Below are 16803 nucleotides of genomic sequence, written 5' to 3'. Positions count from 1 at the left end.
CTCAGGCGGAGGCCTGGTCCTTCTGCAGGGCCTCCATGGCCCGCGCCGTGACCTCGTCCACCTTGCCGAGCGCGGAGATCGTGACGACCAGGCCCTGGGCCTTGTAGTAGTCGATGATCGGCTCGGTCTGGGTGTGGTAGACCTCCAGGCGCTTGCGGACGGTCTCCTCGGAGTCGTCGTCGCGCTGGTACAGCTCGCCGCCGCAGGCGTCGCAGACACCCTCGGTCTTCGGCGCGGAGTACGTGACGTGGAAGACATGCGCGCTGTCGTTGCGGCAGATGCGGCGGCCCGCGATCCGCTTCACGACCTCGTCCTCGGGGACCTCGAGGTCCAGCACCGCGTCGAGCTTCATGGACTCGGACTCGAGCATCGCGTCGAGCGCCTCGGCCTGGGCGACGTTCCGCGGGAAGCCGTCGAGCAGGAAGCCGTTCACGGCGTCCGACTGCTCCATGCGGTCCTTCGCCATCCCGATGGTGACCTCGTCGGGCACCAGCTCACCGGCGTCCATGTACGACTTGGCCTTGAGGCCCAGCTCCGTACCCTGACTGATGTTGGCGCGGAACAGGTCGCCCGTGGAGATGTGCGGGATGGCCAGGTTCTTGGCAAGGTACGCGGCCTGCGTACCCTTGCCGGCCCCGGGCGGTCCGACGAGGACGATTCGCATCAGCGGAGGAACCCTTCGTAATTGCGCTGCTGGAGCTGGCTCTCGATCTGCTTCACGGTCTCCAGGCCCACACCCACGATGATGAGAATGCTCGTCCCACCGAACGGGAAGTTGGCGTTCGCGCCACCGAAGCCTGCCAACGCCATCGTCGGCACAAGAGCGATCAGACCCAGATACAGCGAGCCCGGCCAAGTGATCCGGTTGAGCACGTAGCTCAGATACTCGGCAGTAGGTCGACCAGCCCGGATACCCGGGATGAAGCCACCATACTTCTTCATGTTGTCGGCGACTTCCTCGGGGTTGAACGAGATCGCCACATAGAAGAAGGCGAAGAACACGATCAGGAGGAAGTACGTGGCGATGTAGTAGGGGTGGTCACCCTTGACGAAGTGGGCTTCGATCCAGGTTTTCCAGCCCGCGGTCGAGCTGGAGAACTGCGCGACCAAGGCCGGGATGTAGAGCAGCGACGAGGCGAAGATGACGGGAATCACACCCGCCTGGTTCACCTTGAGCGGGATGTACGTGGACGTACCGCCGTAGGACCTGCGGCCGATCATGCGCTTCGCGTACTGCACCGGGATGCGGCGCTGGGCCTGCTCGACGAAGACGACCAGGGCGACCATCACGAAGCCGATGAGGATGACCGTGCCGAACTCGATCCAGCCCTTGGCGAGCTTGCCGCTCTCCTTGATGGCCCACAGGGCGCCCGGGAAGCCGGCGGCGATCGAGATGAACATCAGGATGGACATGCCGTTGCCGATGCCGCGGTCGGTGATGAGCTCACCGAGCCACATGACGACGGCCGTTCCGGCGGTCATCGTGATGACCATCGTGGCGGTGATGAAGATCGACTGGTCGGGGACGACCTGGTCCGCGACGGTGCAGCCGCTGAACAGCGCGCCGGTACGGGCGGTGGCCACCAGACCCGTGCCCTGGAGGATCGCCAGCGCGACCGTCAGGTAACGCGTGTACTGGGTGATCTTGGCCTGGCCGGTCTGGCCCTCCTTCTTGAGGGCCTCCAGGCGCGGGATCACCACGGTGAGGAGCTGCAGGATGATGCTCGCCGTGATGTACGGCATGATGCCGAGCGCGAAGATCGTGATCTGCAGCAGCGCTCCGCCACTGAACATGTTCACCAGACCGAAGAGGCTGTTGTTGCCCTGGCTGGCCTGGTCGACACACTGCTGCACCGCTTTGTAACTGACACCGGGGACCGGGATGTGGGCCCCGAGCCGGTACAGCACGATGATGCCGAGTGTGAAGAGCAGCTTCTTGCGCAGGTCGGGCGTCTTGAACGCCCGGGCGAACGCGGTGAGCACGGTGCCTCCTGCGACCCCCGCGCTATGCGTCAGAGGTGACGGTCTTGAGGTTCGACGAATAGATACCGGTCATGAAAACCGTGCGGGCATACCGCACGGAGCATAGACGTGCACGCCACCTTACCGGCGACCATGCCCCCCTAGGAACGACCAACCGGGGATGCCCCTTTTGGGAGGCATCCCCGGTCGGATGTTCAGGCCATCGAGTCGTCTCAGACGAGCTCGGTGACGGAGCCGCCGGCGGCGGCAATCTTCTCCTTGGCGGAGCCGGAGACGGCGTCGACCGTCACCTGCAGCGCCACGGAGATCTCGCCGGTGCCAAGCACCTTGACGAGCTGGTTCTTACGAACCGCACCCTTGGCGACCAGATCGGCCACCGTGACCTCGCCACCCTGCGGGTAGAGCGCGGCCAGCTTGTCCAGGTTGACGACCTGGTACTCGGTGCGGAACGGGTTCTTGAAGCCCTTCAGCTTCGGAAGACGCATGTGGAGGGGCATCTGGCCACCCTCGAAGCGCTCCGGAACCTGGTAACGGGCCTTCGTACCCTTGGTACCACGACCAGCGGTCTTACCCTTGGACGCCTCACCACGACCCACACGGGTCTTGGCGGTCTTGGCGCCCGGGGCAGGACGGAGGTTGTGGGCCTTCAGCGGGTTGTTCTCCGCCATGTCAGTCAACCTCCTCAACCGTCACGAGGTGGCGGACGGTGTGCACCATGCCGCGGAACTCGGGGCGGTCCTCCTTGACAACCACGTCGTTGACCTTCTTCAGGCCAAGCGAACGCAGGGTGTCGCGGTGGTTCTGCTTGCTACCGATGTACGACTTCGTCTGCGTGATCTTGAGGCGGGCCATCAGACACCCGCCCCGGCACGCGCACGAAGCAGAGCCGCGGGAGCGACGTCCTCGAGGGGCAGACCACGGCGAGCCGCGATCTCCTCGGGACGCTGCAGGCCCTTGAGGGCCGCCACGGTCGCGTGCACGATGTTGATCGCGTTGTCGGAGCCCAGGGACTTCGACAGGATGTCGTGAACGCCGGCGCACTCGAGCACGGCACGCACCGGGCCACCGGCGATAACACCGGTACCGGGGGAAGCCGGCTTGAGCAGGACGACGCCCGCGGCCTTCTCACCCTGAATCGGGTGCGGGATGGTGCCCTGGATACGGGGGACCTTGAAGAAGTGCTTCTTGGCCTCCTCAACACCCTTGGCGATGGCGGCCGGCACCTCCTTGGCCTTGCCGTAACCGACACCCACGGTGCCGTCACCGTCGCCCACCACGACCAGCGCGGTGAAGCTGAAGCGACGACCACCCTTCACAACCTTGGCGACACGGTTGATCGCGACAACGCGCTCAACGTAAGCGGTCTTCTCGGCGGCAGCTGCGCCGCCGTCACGGCCCTTCCGGTCCCGCCGCTCGCCGCCACCGGCACCGCTTCCGCGGCGCTGGGGTCCAGCCATTGGAATTACCTCTCTTCGTTTTCCGCTGAGCTACGGAACCGGCTCAGAACTTCAGGCCGGCTTCGCGGGCGGCGTCCGCCAGGGCGGCGATGCGCCCGGCGTACCTGTTGCCGCCACGGTCGAACACGACAGACTCGATGCCGGCAGCCTTGGCACGCTCGGCCACGAGCTGGCCGACCTGCTTCGCCTTCGCCGACTTGTCGCCTTCGCCGCCGCGGATGGACGAGTCCAGGGTGGACGCCGACGCGAGCGTGTGACCCGCGAGGTCGTCGATGACCTGAGCCGTGATGCCGCGGTTGGACCGCGTGACGACCAGGCGCGGACGCTCGGTCGTACCCGCGATCTTCTTGCGGATGCGGATGTGGCGACGCTTCAGAGCAGCGCCCTTGTAGGCCTTGCCCTTGGCAATCTTCACGCCGTATGCCATGGCTTACTTACCAGCCTTTCCGACCTTGCGGCGGATGACCTCACCCGCGTACTTCACGCCCTTGGCCTTGTAGGGGTCGGGCTTGCGAAGCTTGCGGATGTTCGCGGCGACCTCGCCGACCTTCTGCTTGTCGATGCCCTCGACCGAGAACTTGGTCGGCGACTCGACCTTGAAGGAGATGCCCTCGGGGGCCTCCACCAGGATCGGGTGGCTGTAGCCGAGCTGGAACTCCAGGTTGGAGCCCTTCGCGGCGACGCGGTAACCGACACCGCTGATCTCGAGCGCCTTCGTGTACCCCTGGGTCACACCGGTGATCATGTTGGCCACCAGCGTGCGGGACAGGCCGTGGAGGGCCTTGTTCTGACGCTCGTCGTTCGGACGAGTGACGTTCAGAACGCCGTCCTCACCCTTAACGATCTCGATCGGCGCGGCGACGGTGTGCGTGAGGGTGCCCTTGGAACCCTTCACGGTGACCGTACGGCCATCGATGGTGACGTCCACACCGGCGGGAACCTGGATGGGGAGCTTGCCAATACGCGACATTAGCTATTCCTCCGTTCCCGACTACCAGACGTAGGCGAGGACTTCCCCACCCACGCCCTTCTTCTGCGCCTGCTGGCCGGTCAGGAGACCGTGGGACGTGGAGATGATCGCCACGCCCAGGCCGCCGAGAACCTTCGGCAGGTTGGTGGACTTCGCGTAAACCCGCAGACCGGGCTTCGAGATCCGCTTGATGCCCGCAATGGAGCGCTCACGGTTCGGACCGAACTTCAGCTCGAGAACGAGGTTCTTGCCAACCTCGGCGTCCTCGACCTTCCAGCCGGTGATGAAGCCCTCCTGCTGGAGGATTTCCGCGATGTGAGACTTGATCTTGCTGTGCGGCATCGACACGGAGTCGTGGTATGCCGAGTTCGCGTTCCGCAGACGCGTAAGCATGTCTGCGATCGGATCAGTCATGGTCATGAATTGGCCTTCGGCCTCTCTCGCCGGGGTTTCCTGTATGCGCCATCCCTCTCCCCGCTCAGAGGCGGGACGGGTGCGGTGCGGGGACCTACGGCGTAGTAAGTCGGTCAGGGCGGCGGACGCCCAACCCCACAAGCCTACGGCATGTGGAGAAGGGCACCCGCCGACCGGATGCTTACCGAGAGCCCGGTATCAACCCAAGTGGGTTGTTACCAGGAGCTCTTGGTCACGCCCGGCAGCTCGCCACGGTGAGCCATCTCACGAAGGCACACGCGGCACAGGCCGAACTTGCGGTACACGGAGTGGGGGCGGCCGCAGCGCTGGCAGCGCGTGTACGCACGCACACCGAACTTGGGCTTGCGGGCAGCCTTCGCGATGAGAGCCTTCTTCGCCATCTCGCTTACGCCTCCTTGAACGGGAAGCCGAGGTGACGGAGAAGGGCACGGCCCTCGTCGTCGTTGGTCGCCGTGGTGACCACGGTGATGTCCATACCCCGGACGCGGTCGATCTTGTCCTGGTCGATCTCGTGGAACATGACCTGCTCCGTGAGACCGAAGGTGTAGTTGCCACGGCCGTCGAACTGCTTGGGGGACAGGCCGCGGAAGTCGCGGATGCGCGGCAGCGCGAGCGACAGGGTGCGGTCCAGGAACTCCCACATGCGGTCGCCACGGAGCGTGACGTGGGCACCGATCGGCTGACCCTCACGCAGCTTGAACTGCGCGATGGACTTGCGGGCCTTGGTGACGGCCGGCTTCTGACCGGTGATCGTGGTGAGGTCGCGGATGGCGCCCTCGATCAGCTTGGAGTCGCGGGCGGCGTCGCCCACACCCATGTTGACCACGATCTTGACGAGGCCGGGAACCTGCATGACGTTCTCGTAGGAGAACTCCTCACGCAGCTTGCCCGCGATCTCCTCGCGGTACTTCGTCTTCAGACGCGGAGTGGTGGTGGTAGCCATCAGATGTCCTCACCCGTCCGCTTGGCAACGCGGATCTTGTTGCCTTCGTCGTCGAAGCGGTAACCGACGCGCGTGACGACCTTGTTGCCGTCCTTCTCCACGACGAGCTGAACGTTGCTCACGTGGATCGGGGCCTCGGTGGTCACGATGCCACCGGTCTGCGAACCGCGAGCGGTCTGACCGGCCTTGGTGTGCTTCTTGACCCGGTTGACACCCTCGACCAGGACACGGTCCTCGCGGGGGAAGGCCGCGATGACCTTGCCCTGCTTGCCCTTGTCCTTACCGGTGATGACCTGGACCAGGTCGCCCTTCTTGATCTTCATGCTTACAGCACCTCCGGCGCGAGCGAGATGATCTTCATGAACTTCTTCTCGCGCAGCTCACGGCCCACGGGGCCGAAGATACGGGTGCCGCGAGGGTCGCCGTCGTTCTTCAGAATGACGGCGGCGTTCTCGTCGAAGCGGATGTACGAGCCGTCCTGGCGGCGGCGCTCCTTGACGGTGCGAACGATGACCGCCTTGACGACGTCACCCTTCTTCACGTTGCCACCGGGGATCGCGTCCTTGACGGTGGCGACGATGACGTCACCGATGCCCGCGTAGCGGCGACCGGAGCCACCGAGAACACGGATGCAAAGGATCTCCTTGGCACCAGTGTTGTCGGCGACACGCAGTCGCGACTCCTGCTGGATCACGTCTATCTCCTGTTTGTCTGCCGGTTCCCGGCCGGGGCTGATTGCTCAGCCCCGGCCGAGCCTGGCGGAACTGACCTGAGGAGAAACCTCAGGTGATTACTTGGCCTTCTCGAGGATCTCGACGACGCGCCAGCGCTTGGTCGCCGACAGCGGACGCGTCTCCATCAGGAGGACGCGGTCGCCGACGCCGGCAGCGTTCTGCTCGTCGTGCGCCTTGAGCTTGTTCGTACGGCGGATGACCTTGCCGTACAGGGCGTGCTTCACGCGGTCCTCGACGGCGACGACGACGGTCTTGTCCATCTTGTCGCTGACGACCAGACCCTCACGGGTCTTGCGGAAACCGCGCTCGTTCGTCTCAGTCACATTCTTCTCGCTCATCAGGCGCTCTCCACCGTCTCGATGCCCAGCTCACGCTCGCGCATCAGGGTGTAGATCCGGGCGATGTCCTTACGGACGGACTTGAGCCGGCCGTGGTTCTCGAGCTGCCCGGTCGCCGCCTGGAAGCGGAGATTGAACAGCTCTTCCTTGGCCTCGCGAAGCTTGGCAACAAGCTCCTCGTTGCCCAGCTCGCGCAGCTCGGACGCCTTGGTTCCGGCCGACATCACAGCTCACCTGCCTCGCGCTTAACGATCTTGCACTTCATCGGCAGCTTGTGGGCCGCACGGGTCAGGGCCTCGCGCGCGATCTTCTCGTTCGGGTAGGACAGCTCGAACATCACCCGGCCCGGCTTGACGTTCGCGATCCACCACTCGGGAGAACCCTTACCGGAACCCATGCGGGTCTCGGCGGGCTTCTTCGTGAGCGGACGGTCCGGGTAGATGTTGATCCAGACCTTGCCGCCACGCTTGATGTGGCGGGTCATCGCGATACGAGCGGCCTCGATCTGGCGGTTCGTCACGTACGCCGGGGTCAGCGCCTGGATGCCGTACTCGCCGAACGCAACCTGCGTGCCACCCTTGGACATACCGCTGCGCTTCGGGTGGTGCTGCTTGCGGTGCTTGACCCTACGGGGGATCAGCATTTCGGTCAGGCCTCCGTTCCGGTGCTCTCAGCCGGAGCGGCGGCAGCGGCCTCGGCCTTGGGGGCCTCGGCAGCAGCAGCCTGCTGCGGCTTACGACCGCGACCGCCACGCTCGCCACCGCGGCCACCGCGGCCGGCCGGACGGTCAGCGCCGCCACGGGCCGGGCGGTTGCCCGCACGGGCAGCAGCGTTCTCGGCGCGGACCTCGGCGATGTTCTTGACGTCGCCCTTGTAGATCCAGACCTTCACGCCGATGCGGCCGAAGGTGGTCTTGGCCTCGAAGAAGCCGTACTCGACGTTCGCGCGCAGCGTGTGCAGCGGCACACGACCCTCGCGGTAGAACTCCGAGCGGGACATCTCGGCGCCGCCGAGACGGCCGCCACACTGGATCTTGATGCCCTTGGCGCCGGCCTTCATGGCGGACTGCATGCTCTTACGCATGGCCCGACGGAAGGAGACGCGGGAGGACAGCTGCTCGGCAACGGCCTGGGCCACGAGCTGAGCGTCGACCTCGGGGTTCTTGACCTCGAGGATGTTCAGCTGGACCTGCTTGCCGGTGAGCTTCTCGAGGTCGCCGCGGATGCGGTCGGCCTCGGCGCCACGGCGGCCGATGACGATGCCGGGACGCGCGGTGTGGATGTCCACCCGCACGCGGTCACGGGTGCGCTCGATCTCAACCTTCGAGATGCCGGCGCGCTCCATGCCGGACGTCATCATCCGACGGATGGCGACGTCTTCCTTGACGTAGTCCTTGTACAGCTTGTCGGCGTACCAGCGCGACTTGAAGTCGGTGGTGATGCCGAGCCGGAACCCGTGCGGGTTTACCTTCTGGCCCATTACCGGGTTCCTTCCTTGCTGCTGACGACCACGGTGATGTGGCTGGTCCGCTTGCGGATCCGGTAGGCACGGCCCTGAGCACGCGGACGGAACCGCTTCAGGGTCGGGCCCTCGTCGACGTACGCCTCGCTGATGTACAGCGAAGAGGCGTCCGTGTGGTCGTAGTTGTGCGCGGCGTTGGCGATGGCGCTGTCCAGCACCTTGCCGACCGGCACGCTCGCGGCCTGCGGGGCGAAACGCAGGACCGCCTGAGCCTCCGTGGCGTCCATGCCACGGATGAGGTCCACCACGCGGCGGGCCTTCATGGGCGTGACGCGGATGTACCGCGCCTGGGCCCTGGCTTCCATGGTTGTCCCTTCGGTGTTAGTCATAGTCGATTCCACCCCGCCTTAGCGGCGCTTCGACTTCCGGTCGTCCTTGACGTGACCCCGGAAGGTGCGCGTCGGCGAGAACTCGCCGAGCTTGTGGCCGACCATCGACTCGGTGACGAACACCGGGATGTGGGTCTTGCCGTTGTGCACCGCGATCGTGTGGCCGAGCATGGCCGGGACGATCATCGAGCGGCGGGACCAGGTCTTGATGACGTTCTTGGTGCCGGCTTCGTTCTGGGCGTCCACCTTCTTTACGAGGTGGTCGTCGACGAAGGGCCCCTTCTTGAGACTGCGCGGCATCTAAACCCGCTCCTAGCGCTTCTTGTTCGTCTTGCGGCGGCGGACGATGTACTTGCTGCTCGCCTTCTTGGGAGAACGAGTACGACCCTCCTTCTGACCCCACGGGGAGACCGGGTGGCGACCACCGGAGGTCTTGCCCTCACCACCACCGTGCGGGTGGTCAACCGGGTTCATCGCCACACCGCGAACGGTCGGGCGAACGCCCAGCCAGCGCTTACGGCCGGCCTTGCCCCAGTTGATGTTCGACTGCTCGGCGTTGCCGACCTCGCCAATGGTGGCGCGGCAGCGGACGTCGACCAGGCGGATCTCACCGGACGGCATGCGCAGGTGGGCCATCTGGCCCTCCTTGGCGAGCAGCTGCACGGAGGCACCCGCGGAGCGGGCGAACTTGGCGCCACCACCGGGACGGAGCTCGATCGCGTGGATCGTGGTACCGACCGGGATGTTGCGCAGCGCCAGGTTGTTGCCGGGCTTGATGTCGGCCGTGGGGCCGTTCTCGACCCGGTCACCCTGCGACAGGCCACGCGGGGCGATGATGTAGCGCTTCTCGCCGTCCACGTAGTGGAGCAGCGCGATGCGCGCGGTGCGGTTCGGGTCGTACTCGATGTGAGCGACCTTGGCCGGCACGCCGTCCTTGTCGTGACGACGGAAGTCGATCACGCGGTAGGCACGCTTGTGGCCACCGCCCTGGTGACGGACGGTCACACGACCGGTGTTGTTACGGCCGCCCTTGCTGTGCAGGGGGCGGACCAGCGACTTCTCCGGCGTGGACCGCGTGATCTCGACGAAGTCGGCGACGGAGGAGCCACGGCGGCCCGGCGTCGTCGGCTTGTACTTGCGGATTCCCATTTCTCAGTCCTCGTCCGATTCCGGACGACTCGACCGCCGTCAGGCGGTCGGGCCGCCGAAGATGTCGATACGGTTGCCCTCAGCAAGGGTCACGATGGCGCGCTTGGTGTTGGCGCGCTTGCCGAAACCGGTGCGGGTGCGCTTGCGCTTGCCCTGACGGTTGATCGTGTTGACCCCGGTGACCTTGACCGAGAAGACCGCCTCGACGGCCTGCTTGATCTGGGTCTTGTTGGCGCCGGGCGCGACGATGAACGTGTACTTGTTCTCGTCCAGCAGGGCGTAGCTCTTCTCCGAGACAACCGGCTTGACGAGAATGTCGCGCGGGTCCGAGAAGGTCTTGCTGGTGACGACGGCCTCAGTCATCAGGCGTCGCTCCCTTCGGTCTCAGCGGTCTGGGGGCCAGACACGAAGGACTCGAGGGCGGCCTTGGTGAAGACCACGTCGTCGGAGACGATCACGTCGTACGTGTTCAGCTGGCCCGGCTCCAGGATGTGAACCTGGGGCAGGTTGCGGGCGGAGAGCCACGCGGCCTCGTCGGAGCGCTCGGCGACCAGGAGCAGGTTCTTGCGCTCCGAGATCTTGCCGAACAGCGTCTTGGCAGCCTTGGTGGAGATCGCGCCCTCGACCACGCCGGTGACGACGTGGATGCGGGAGTGACGCGCCCGGTCCGAGAGGGCACCGCGCAGGGCGGCGGCCTTCATCTTCTTCGGGGTGCGCTGCGAGTAGTCACGCGGCACGGGGCCGTGGACGACGCCACCACCGGCGAACTGCGGGGCGCGGGTCGAACCCTGACGGGCGCGGCCGGTGCCCTTCTGGCGGTACGGCTTCTTGCCGCCACCGCGGACTTCGCCACGGGTCTTGGTCTTGTGCGTGCCCTGGCGGGCAGCGGCCAGCTGGGCGACGACGACCTGGTGGATCAGCGGAACGCTGGTCTTCGCGTCGAAGATCTCCGCGGGGAGCTCGACGGTCCCGGCCTTGTCGCCTGCCGGCGAAAGGATGTCAATGGTGCTCATCGGTTACCTCAGGCCCCCTTGGCCGCGGTACGGACCAGGACGAGGCCGCCGTTCGGACCGGGGACCGCGCCCTTGATGAGCAGCAGACCCTTCTCCGCGTCAACGGCGTGGACGGTCAGGTTCTGGGTGGTGACCCGCTCGTTGCCCATGCGGCCCGCCATGCGGAGGCCCTTGAACACGCGGCCCGGGGTGGCGCAGCCACCGATGGAACCGGGCGAGCGGTGCTTGCGCTGGGTGCCGTGTCCGGCGCCCAGGCCACGGAAGTTGTGGCGCTTCATGACACCGGCGAAGCCCTTGCCCTTGCTCTTGCCGGTGACGTCGACCTTGACGCCCGCCTCGAAGACCTCAGCGGTGATCTCCTGGCCGAGGGTGTACTCGGAGGCGTCAGCGGTGCGGAGCTCCACCAGGTGGCGGCGCGGGGTGACGTCGGCCTTGGCGAAGTGGCCCTTGAGGGGCTTGTTCACCTTGCGCGGGTCGATCTCGCCGAAGGCGATCTGGACCGACTCGTAGCCGTCGATGTCGTTCGTGCGGACCTGGGTGACGACATTGGGCCCAGCCTTGACGACGGTCACCGGGACAACCCGGTTGTTCTCGTCCCAGACCTGGGTCATGCCGAGCTTCTCGCCCAGGATGCCCTTGATGTTCTTAGCCATCTCGCGCGTCACCTCAGAGCTTGATCTCGATGTCAACGCCCGCCGGCAGGTCGAGGCGCATGAGCGAGTCAACCGTCTTCGGCGTGGGGTCGAGGATGTCGATGAGGCGCTTGTGCGTGCGCATCTCGAAGTGCTCGCGCGAGTCCTTGTACTTGTGCGGCGACTTGATGACGCAGTACACGTTCTTCTCAGTGGGCAGCGGCACCGGGCCCGCGACCGACGCACCAGTGCGGGTCACCGTCTCGACGATCTTCTTCGCCGAGGAGTCGATGACCTCGTGGTCGTAGGCCTTGAGCCGGATGCGGATCTTCTGTCCCGCCATGGCTACTCAGTAGTCCTGTCTCTCGTAACGCTCTGGAACCCGATCGGCTGTGCGCGATGACACTGCCTTCCTCCGACCCACGCGGTCGGGCGTGTCGCAGTCCCTCTACGAAGAATTCCCGAAGGATTTCCCAACCAAGGGGTGCGGGCCTGATGACCGCGTGCCGGGGGAGAAACACCCACCGGGTGCCTGGTCGGCACCCCGCTGACGCTTCCCGGAAGATTCCCGTACGTCCGTCCCTATAGGGACGACGAGTACTGTGGGACTCGCTTCCGGTCCTCCCGGCGGGAGACGCGCAGCATCGGCACTCAACCGAGCAACCCCGACAGTCTGCCATACGGGGCCATCCGGCCGCCAATCGGGGCGGAAGACTGTACCCCACGTCACGTGTGGGTACACGCGGGGGCACCGACGGTGCGTCGGAGCACGCGCCGGGCAGGGACACGATGTGCGCACCAGTGACGAGATCTACCACCGGGTCCTGTGGGATCCCCGCTTCGATCCGGACCGGTTCGTGATGGGGATCGGCGAGCGGGGCGCACCGCCCGCGAGGATGCCGCTGGGCGACTTCGAGCCCGGTGGGGAGATCCCCTGGCACCGGGTGCTGTTCTTCGAGGCGGACGGCGAGGTCGTCTGGGACCGGGCCGCGGGGGTGGACCGGATGGACGAGACCGGGGCGGGGCGCGTGCCGGGGGCCGTGGTGCCGCGGCGGGAGGGGCCGGCCGAGGTGCTCGCCGTGCGGCCCACGTCCCGTACGGCGCTCGCCTGGCTTCCGCCGGACCGGCTGTGGCCGCTCATCCAGCACATCCGGCGGGACCACGACCGCCAGATCCACCGCTGGCCGCCGCACGTCAACGTCCTCTTCGGCTTCGTACCGGAGTCCGACTTCCCGCGGGCCGCCCCGCTGCTGTCCGCCGCGGCCGCCGAGACCCCGCCGTTCACGGCGCGGCTGGAGGGCGTGCACTGGTTCGGCCACCGGGACGACGCCACGGTCTGGCTCGACCCGGCCGCCGCGGGCGACGCGCCCTGGGCACGGCTGCGCCAGGCGCTGGAGTCCCGCTTCCCGCTGTGCGTGGGGCGCTCCGCGGGCTTCACCCCGCATCTGTCCCTGGGCCGGTCCCGCGATCCCCAGCGGCTCGCCGCCCACTGCGAGGACCTGCTGGCCCCCGCGTCGGTCCGGATCACCGAGCTCGTCCTGCTCTCCCGCCGCGCGGACGAACCGATGAGGGTACGGGCGACGCTGGCCCTGGGCAGCGGTGAGCTGCGGTGGACACCCGAGGACTCCTGAGCCGGAAGTGACGCGAAATCCGCGTTCCTGAGGCAACCACCTCCTCTTTCCGACCGTCTAGAAGAGCGCGGCCCGGCCCCTCGACCGGTCTGGGCCGCGCCTTTGGGGATCAGGGGTAACGCAGCAGGGGGGCGTGGTCACGCCGGACGCTGCGGGGGAAGCGGACGGAGCTGGCGTACAAGTGAAGAAGACACCTGTGTCCGGGCTGCGTGCTGCCCTGCGGCGCCGCAGCGTGCTCGCGTCCGCCGCCGCGCTCGGCGTGGCCGGCCTCGCCGGGTGCTCGGTGCCCGCCCCGCGGCGGCGCGGCCCGGTGGCCGATCCCGCGCCGGGGCTGCCGATCGCCAGCGCCCGCCACGCACAGCTGATGCAGATAGCCGCCCACCCGGACGACGACCTGTACTTCATGAACCCGGACACGCAGCGGATGCTGGACGCCGGGATACCCCTGGTGTCGGTCTACGTCACCGCCGGCGAGCACGACGGCAAGAACCACATACCGGGGAAGCCCGACACCCCCGCCGACCAGCCCGCCTACTCCTCCGCCCGGCACCAGGGCCTGCGCCAGGCGTACGCGACGCTCCTCGGACTCGACAAGTTCGCCCCCTGGCACAAGGGCGTGGTGACGCTAGCCGGGGACCGCAAGGCCGAGATCAACACCCTCACCAACGGCACCCGCCGGGTCGAGCTGATCTTCCTCAATCTGGCGATGCACGCCCCCCGCCGCTACATGGCCCTGCCGGCTCTGTGGAAGGACCGGGCGCTGGGCCTGCGGACCGTCGTCGCCGCCGACTCCCCCGTCCGCCGCGCCGACACCTACGACTACGACCAGCTCATCAACGTGCTGGTCGGGCTGATGGAGCGGTACCGGCCGACCGTGATCCACACGCTGGACCCGGACCCGGACATCCAGCACAGCGACGAGGCGACCCGCAAGAAGGACAGCGAGCAGCCCGGCTACTCCGACCACGGCGACCACACTGCCGTCGCCTGCTTCAGCTGGGCCGCGATGGTCCGCTGGGTCGCCGACGCCAGCGCCGGCGGCGGTACGGTCCCGGCCTTCGCCGCCACCGCCTTCCGCGGCTACTACAACCGGCACTGGCCCAAGAACCTCCCGCCGCAGACCCTCAAGGAGAAGGCGGCGCACCTCGTCCCGTACGGCGGCGATCCGGCCTGGCAGTGCGGCAACGCCTCGGGCTGCGGCGACTACATGGTCGGCGGCACCCGCCCGCTCACCAACAAGAAGGGCTGGGTGCGGGCCACCCACTACCGCTACCCGAGCGCCGGACCGGTCGCCGCGACCGAGACGGACGGGCGCCTGTCGGTCTACGGCGTCCTCGGGCTGCGCGCGGTGCGCTGGCGGGAGACGGAACCGGGCAGCGGGCAGTGGACCGAGCCGGACGACCTCGGCGGCGGGCCGCTGGCGCCCGCCCTGGGCGCGGCGACCCTGGGGGACGGGCGGAAGCTGCTGTTCGGGCTGCGGTTCGAGGCCCTCGGCGGTCACGGCGGCGCCAACAAGCGCGAGATCGTCTGCCTGGAGCAGCGCTCCCCCGGTGGCGCCTTCCTGCCGTGGAAGGGCCTCGGCAATCCGGAGCGCGGCGCCGACCGGGGCCGGCGCATCGGTGTGCCGGTGGCCGTGGCGGGCTCCGACGGCCGGATCCATCTCTTCGTCCGCAACGCCGACAAGGGTGTCTCCACGCGCGTACGGGACACCTCGGGTGTCTGGGGCGGCTGGCGCGACCTGGGCGGCGAGGAGATCCAGGACGGGCTGTGCGCGGTGGTCGACGCGGCCGGGCTCGTCCATGTCTTCGCGGCCGGGCGTGAGTCCGTGCACCGCTGGTCGCAGAAGACCGCGCAGGGGCCGGTGGAGTTCGCCTCCGACGCGGGGCTGCCGGTCTCCGGCGACCCGGTCGCCGCGGTCCCGTCCGGGGACTCGCTGGCGCTGTTCTACCGGCGCCCGGCGACCAAGGAACTCGCCTCGGTCCGGGTCGGCGGCGGCTCTTCGCCCGTCACGCCGTTCGACGGGTACGGGCCGGTGGCCGCGGCGGCGGTGCCGGGCGGGACCGTCCTCCTCGGCAAGGATCTGCGGGGCCGCGTCCAGCTGCGCCAGGACGGCCGGCTGCACACCCGTACCCAGGGGACCGTGGCGCTGGAGACCGCCGCCCTGCATGTGCGCGGCAGGTCGGTCACGGCCGTGGGTCTCGGTCCGGACGCCCAGCCGTGGGCGTGGGCACCGGCGTCGGGGACGGCCGGCTGACGTCCTTCGCCTGGTCGGCCAGGCATGCGAAAGGGCCCCGCACCTCTCGGTGCGGGGCCCTTTGCTTGGTGCTCAGCGAGCTACCAGGTCAATCACCAGGAAATTACTTGGTGATCTTGACGACCTGGCCGGCGCCCACGGTCCGGCCACCCTCACGGATGGCGAACTTCAGGCCCTCCTCCATGGCGACCGGCTGGATCAGCTGGACGGTCATGGAGGTGTTGTCGCCCGGCATGACCATCTCGGTGCCCTCGGGGAGGGTCACGACGCCGGTCACGTCCGTGGTACGGAAGTAGAACTGCGGGCGGTAGTTGTTGAAGAACGGCGTGTGGCGGCCACCCTCGTCCTTGGACAGGATGTAGGCCTGCGCCTCGAACTCGGTGTGCGGCGTGACCGAACCCGGCTTGATGATGACCTGGCCGCGCTCGACGTCCTCGCGCTTGATGCCACGGAGGAGCAGACCGACGTTCTCACCGGCCTGGCCCTCGTCGAGCAGCTTGCGGAACATCTCGATACCGGTGACCGTGGTGGTGGTCTTCTCTTCCTTGATACCGATGATGTCGACGGTCTCGTTGACCTTCAGGACACCACGCTCGATACGACCGGTGACGACGGTGCCACGACCGGTGATCGTGAAGACGTCCTCGATCGGCATCAGGAACGGCTTGTCGACGTCACGCTCGGGCTGCGGGATGGACTCGTCGACGGCCTTCATCAGACCGAGGAGCTTGTCCGCCCACTCCTTGTCGCCCTCGAGCGCCTTGAGCGCCGAGACGCGGACGACCGGCAGGTCGTCGCCCGGGAACTCGTACTCGGTGAGGAGCTCACGGACCTCGAGCTCGACGAGCTCCAGGATCTCCTCGTCGTCCACCATGTCGGCCTTGTTCAGGGCGACGACGATGTACGGAACGCCGACCTGGCGGGCCAGGAGCACGTGCTCCTTGGTCTGCGGCATCGGGCCGTCGGTGGCGGCGACCACGAGGATGGCGCCGTCCATCTGCGCCGCACCCGTGATCATGTTCTTGATGTAGTCCGCGTGACCGGGGCAGTCAACGTGCGCGTAGTGACGCGACTCGGTCTGGTACTCGACGTGCGCGATGGAGATGGTGATACCGCGCTGGCGCTCCTCAGGAGCCTTGTCGATCTGGTCGAAGGCCGAGGCCTCGTTCAGGTCCGGGTACGCGTCGTGCAGCACCTTGGTAATGGCGGCCGTGAGGGTCGTCTTACCGTGGTCGATGTGACCGATGGTGCCGATGTTGACGTGCGGCTTAGTCCGCTCGAACTTCGCCTTCGCCACTGGGGTCCTCCTGTGGAGTGGTTCTGAACGCCTTGCTTCATCGGCGCCAGGTGATCTTTGCTGGAAAGCCCGGGGCCCGGGGCACCCCGCCACTGTTGTAGCGGAATGCCCCAGCAG

General features: G+C 67.3%; 25 protein-coding genes and 1 pseudogene. 2 read left to right on the top strand and 24 right to left on the bottom strand.

Annotated elements, in window-relative coordinates; all coding sequences use genetic code 11:
• Position 1: 1 nt before the first annotated feature.
• From ACZ7LT_RS18955 to rpsJ, 23 genes are all read right to left on the bottom strand, one after another.
• Positions 2-664 carry an adenylate kinase gene (locus ACZ7LT_RS18955; RefSeq protein ID WP_471237178.1) on the bottom strand — a complete coding sequence of 221 codons (663 nt, stop codon included), beginning with the start codon at positions 662-664 and terminating at the stop codon, positions 2-4.
• Positions 664-1983, bottom strand: coding sequence for a preprotein translocase subunit SecY (gene secY, locus ACZ7LT_RS18950; RefSeq protein ID WP_471237177.1), 1320 nt, complete (start codon positions 1981-1983; stop codon positions 664-666). The genes ACZ7LT_RS18955 and secY overlap by 1 nt, the downstream gene beginning before the upstream one ends.
• 212 nt (positions 1984-2195) lie before the next feature.
• The gene (gene rplO, locus ACZ7LT_RS18945) at positions 2196-2651 is read right to left on the bottom strand and encodes a 50S ribosomal protein L15 (RefSeq protein ID WP_019888767.1); all 456 of its coding nucleotides are present in this window, start codon (positions 2649-2651) and stop codon (positions 2196-2198) included.
• Between the two features lies 1 nt (position 2652).
• Complete coding sequence (gene rpmD / locus ACZ7LT_RS18940; protein ID WP_017949649.1) at positions 2653-2835, bottom strand: 50S ribosomal protein L30; 183 nt, start codon at positions 2833-2835, stop codon at positions 2653-2655.
• The gene (gene rpsE / locus ACZ7LT_RS18935; protein ID WP_019888766.1) at positions 2835-3440 is read right to left on the bottom strand and encodes a 30S ribosomal protein S5; all 606 of its coding nucleotides are present in this window, start codon (positions 3438-3440) and stop codon (positions 2835-2837) included. The genes rpmD and rpsE overlap by 1 nt, the downstream gene beginning before the upstream one ends.
• Positions 3441-3483: 43 nt before the next feature.
• Entirely contained in the window at positions 3484-3867 is a 384-nt protein-coding gene (gene rplR, locus ACZ7LT_RS18930; protein WP_471237176.1) for a 50S ribosomal protein L18, read from the bottom strand.
• Between the two features lie 3 nt (positions 3868-3870).
• A complete protein-coding gene (gene rplF / locus ACZ7LT_RS18925; protein ID WP_365991346.1) occupies positions 3871-4410 on the bottom strand; it encodes a 50S ribosomal protein L6 in 540 nt (179 codons plus the stop codon).
• Positions 4411-4431: 21 nt separating this feature from the next.
• A complete protein-coding gene (rpsH, locus tag ACZ7LT_RS18920; protein WP_019888762.1) occupies positions 4432-4830 on the bottom strand; it encodes a 30S ribosomal protein S8 in 399 nt (132 codons plus the stop codon).
• 209 nt (positions 4831-5039) lie between these two features.
• Entirely contained in the window at positions 5040-5225 is a 186-nt protein-coding gene (locus ACZ7LT_RS18915; protein WP_003956452.1) for a type Z 30S ribosomal protein S14, read from the bottom strand.
• 5 nt (positions 5226-5230) lie between these two features.
• Complete coding sequence (rplE, locus tag ACZ7LT_RS18910) at positions 5231-5788, bottom strand: 50S ribosomal protein L5 (protein WP_019888759.1); 558 nt, start codon at positions 5786-5788, stop codon at positions 5231-5233.
• Positions 5788-6111: a 50S ribosomal protein L24 gene (gene rplX / locus ACZ7LT_RS18905; RefSeq protein ID WP_019888758.1), complete on the bottom strand. Its 324-nt coding sequence runs from the start codon at positions 6109-6111 to the stop codon at positions 5788-5790. The genes rplE and rplX overlap by 1 nt, the downstream gene beginning before the upstream one ends.
• A 2-nt stretch (positions 6112-6113) precedes the next feature.
• Positions 6114-6482, bottom strand: coding sequence for a 50S ribosomal protein L14 (gene rplN, locus ACZ7LT_RS18900; protein WP_003956455.1), 369 nt, complete (start codon positions 6480-6482; stop codon positions 6114-6116).
• A gap of 96 nt (positions 6483-6578) precedes the next feature.
• Positions 6579-6860, bottom strand: coding sequence for a 30S ribosomal protein S17 (gene rpsQ, locus ACZ7LT_RS18895; protein ID WP_019888756.1), 282 nt, complete (start codon positions 6858-6860; stop codon positions 6579-6581).
• Complete coding sequence (rpmC, locus tag ACZ7LT_RS18890) at positions 6860-7084, bottom strand: 50S ribosomal protein L29 (RefSeq protein WP_031076670.1); 225 nt, start codon at positions 7082-7084, stop codon at positions 6860-6862. Before rpmC ends, rpsQ begins: the two co-directional genes overlap by 1 nt.
• Positions 7084-7503: a 50S ribosomal protein L16 gene (rplP, locus tag ACZ7LT_RS18885; protein WP_015035580.1), complete on the bottom strand. Its 420-nt coding sequence runs from the start codon at positions 7501-7503 to the stop codon at positions 7084-7086. The genes rpmC and rplP overlap by 1 nt, the downstream gene beginning before the upstream one ends.
• Before the next feature lie 5 nt (positions 7504-7508).
• Positions 7509-8339 carry a 30S ribosomal protein S3 gene (gene rpsC, locus ACZ7LT_RS18880; protein WP_019888753.1) on the bottom strand — a complete coding sequence of 277 codons (831 nt, stop codon included), beginning with the start codon at positions 8337-8339 and terminating at the stop codon, positions 7509-7511.
• A complete protein-coding gene (rplV, locus tag ACZ7LT_RS18875; protein ID WP_030685471.1) occupies positions 8339-8686 on the bottom strand; it encodes a 50S ribosomal protein L22 in 348 nt (115 codons plus the stop codon). Before rplV ends, rpsC begins: the two co-directional genes overlap by 1 nt.
• A gap of 42 nt (positions 8687-8728) precedes the next feature.
• Positions 8729-9010 (bottom strand): 30S ribosomal protein S19, encoded by a 282-nt coding sequence (gene rpsS / locus ACZ7LT_RS18870; RefSeq protein ID WP_030567256.1) that lies wholly within the window; start codon positions 9008-9010, stop codon positions 8729-8731.
• Positions 9011-9022: 12 nt separating this feature from the next.
• On the bottom strand, positions 9023-9859 hold the full coding sequence (gene rplB, locus ACZ7LT_RS18865) for a 50S ribosomal protein L2 (RefSeq protein WP_471237175.1): 837 nt from the start codon (positions 9857-9859) through the stop codon (positions 9023-9025).
• A 39-nt stretch (positions 9860-9898) separates the two neighbouring features.
• On the bottom strand, positions 9899-10222 hold the full coding sequence (gene rplW, locus ACZ7LT_RS18860; protein WP_019888749.1) for a 50S ribosomal protein L23: 324 nt from the start codon (positions 10220-10222) through the stop codon (positions 9899-9901).
• Complete coding sequence (rplD, locus tag ACZ7LT_RS18855) at positions 10222-10872, bottom strand: 50S ribosomal protein L4 (protein ID WP_019888747.1); 651 nt, start codon at positions 10870-10872, stop codon at positions 10222-10224. Before rplD ends, rplW begins: the two co-directional genes overlap by 1 nt.
• An 8-nt stretch (positions 10873-10880) precedes the next feature.
• Positions 10881-11525: a 50S ribosomal protein L3 gene (gene rplC, locus ACZ7LT_RS18850; protein WP_019888746.1), complete on the bottom strand. Its 645-nt coding sequence runs from the start codon at positions 11523-11525 to the stop codon at positions 10881-10883.
• Positions 11526-11538: 13 nt separating this feature from the next.
• The gene (gene rpsJ / locus ACZ7LT_RS18845; RefSeq protein ID WP_003948644.1) at positions 11539-11847 is read right to left on the bottom strand and encodes a 30S ribosomal protein S10; all 309 of its coding nucleotides are present in this window, start codon (positions 11845-11847) and stop codon (positions 11539-11541) included.
• Between the two features lie 448 nt (positions 11848-12295).
• On the opposite strand from rpsJ, the pseudogene ACZ7LT_RS18840 reads away from it, so the two are divergent.
• Both ACZ7LT_RS18840 and ACZ7LT_RS18835 read left to right on the top strand, forming a co-directional pair.
• Positions 12296-13126, top strand: a pseudogene (locus ACZ7LT_RS18840) (RNA repair domain-containing protein); the annotation flags it as partial.
• A gap of 190 nt (positions 13127-13316) precedes the next feature.
• Positions 13317-15389, top strand: a complete 2073-nt coding sequence (locus ACZ7LT_RS18835; RefSeq protein ID WP_471237174.1) for a PIG-L family deacetylase — start codon at positions 13317-13319, stop codon at positions 15387-15389.
• 103 nt (positions 15390-15492) lie between these two features.
• On the opposite strand, the gene tuf is transcribed toward ACZ7LT_RS18835, so the two are convergent.
• The gene (gene tuf / locus ACZ7LT_RS18830; protein ID WP_471237173.1) at positions 15493-16686 is read right to left on the bottom strand and encodes an elongation factor Tu; all 1194 of its coding nucleotides are present in this window, start codon (positions 16684-16686) and stop codon (positions 15493-15495) included.
• Positions 16687-16803: the final 117 nt, after the last annotated feature.

It is taken from the genome of Streptomyces sp. NPDC039465 (assembly GCF_055639315.1).
The sequence above is the reverse complement of the archived record's forward strand: the minus strand, read 5'-3'. Positions and strand labels throughout refer to the sequence as shown.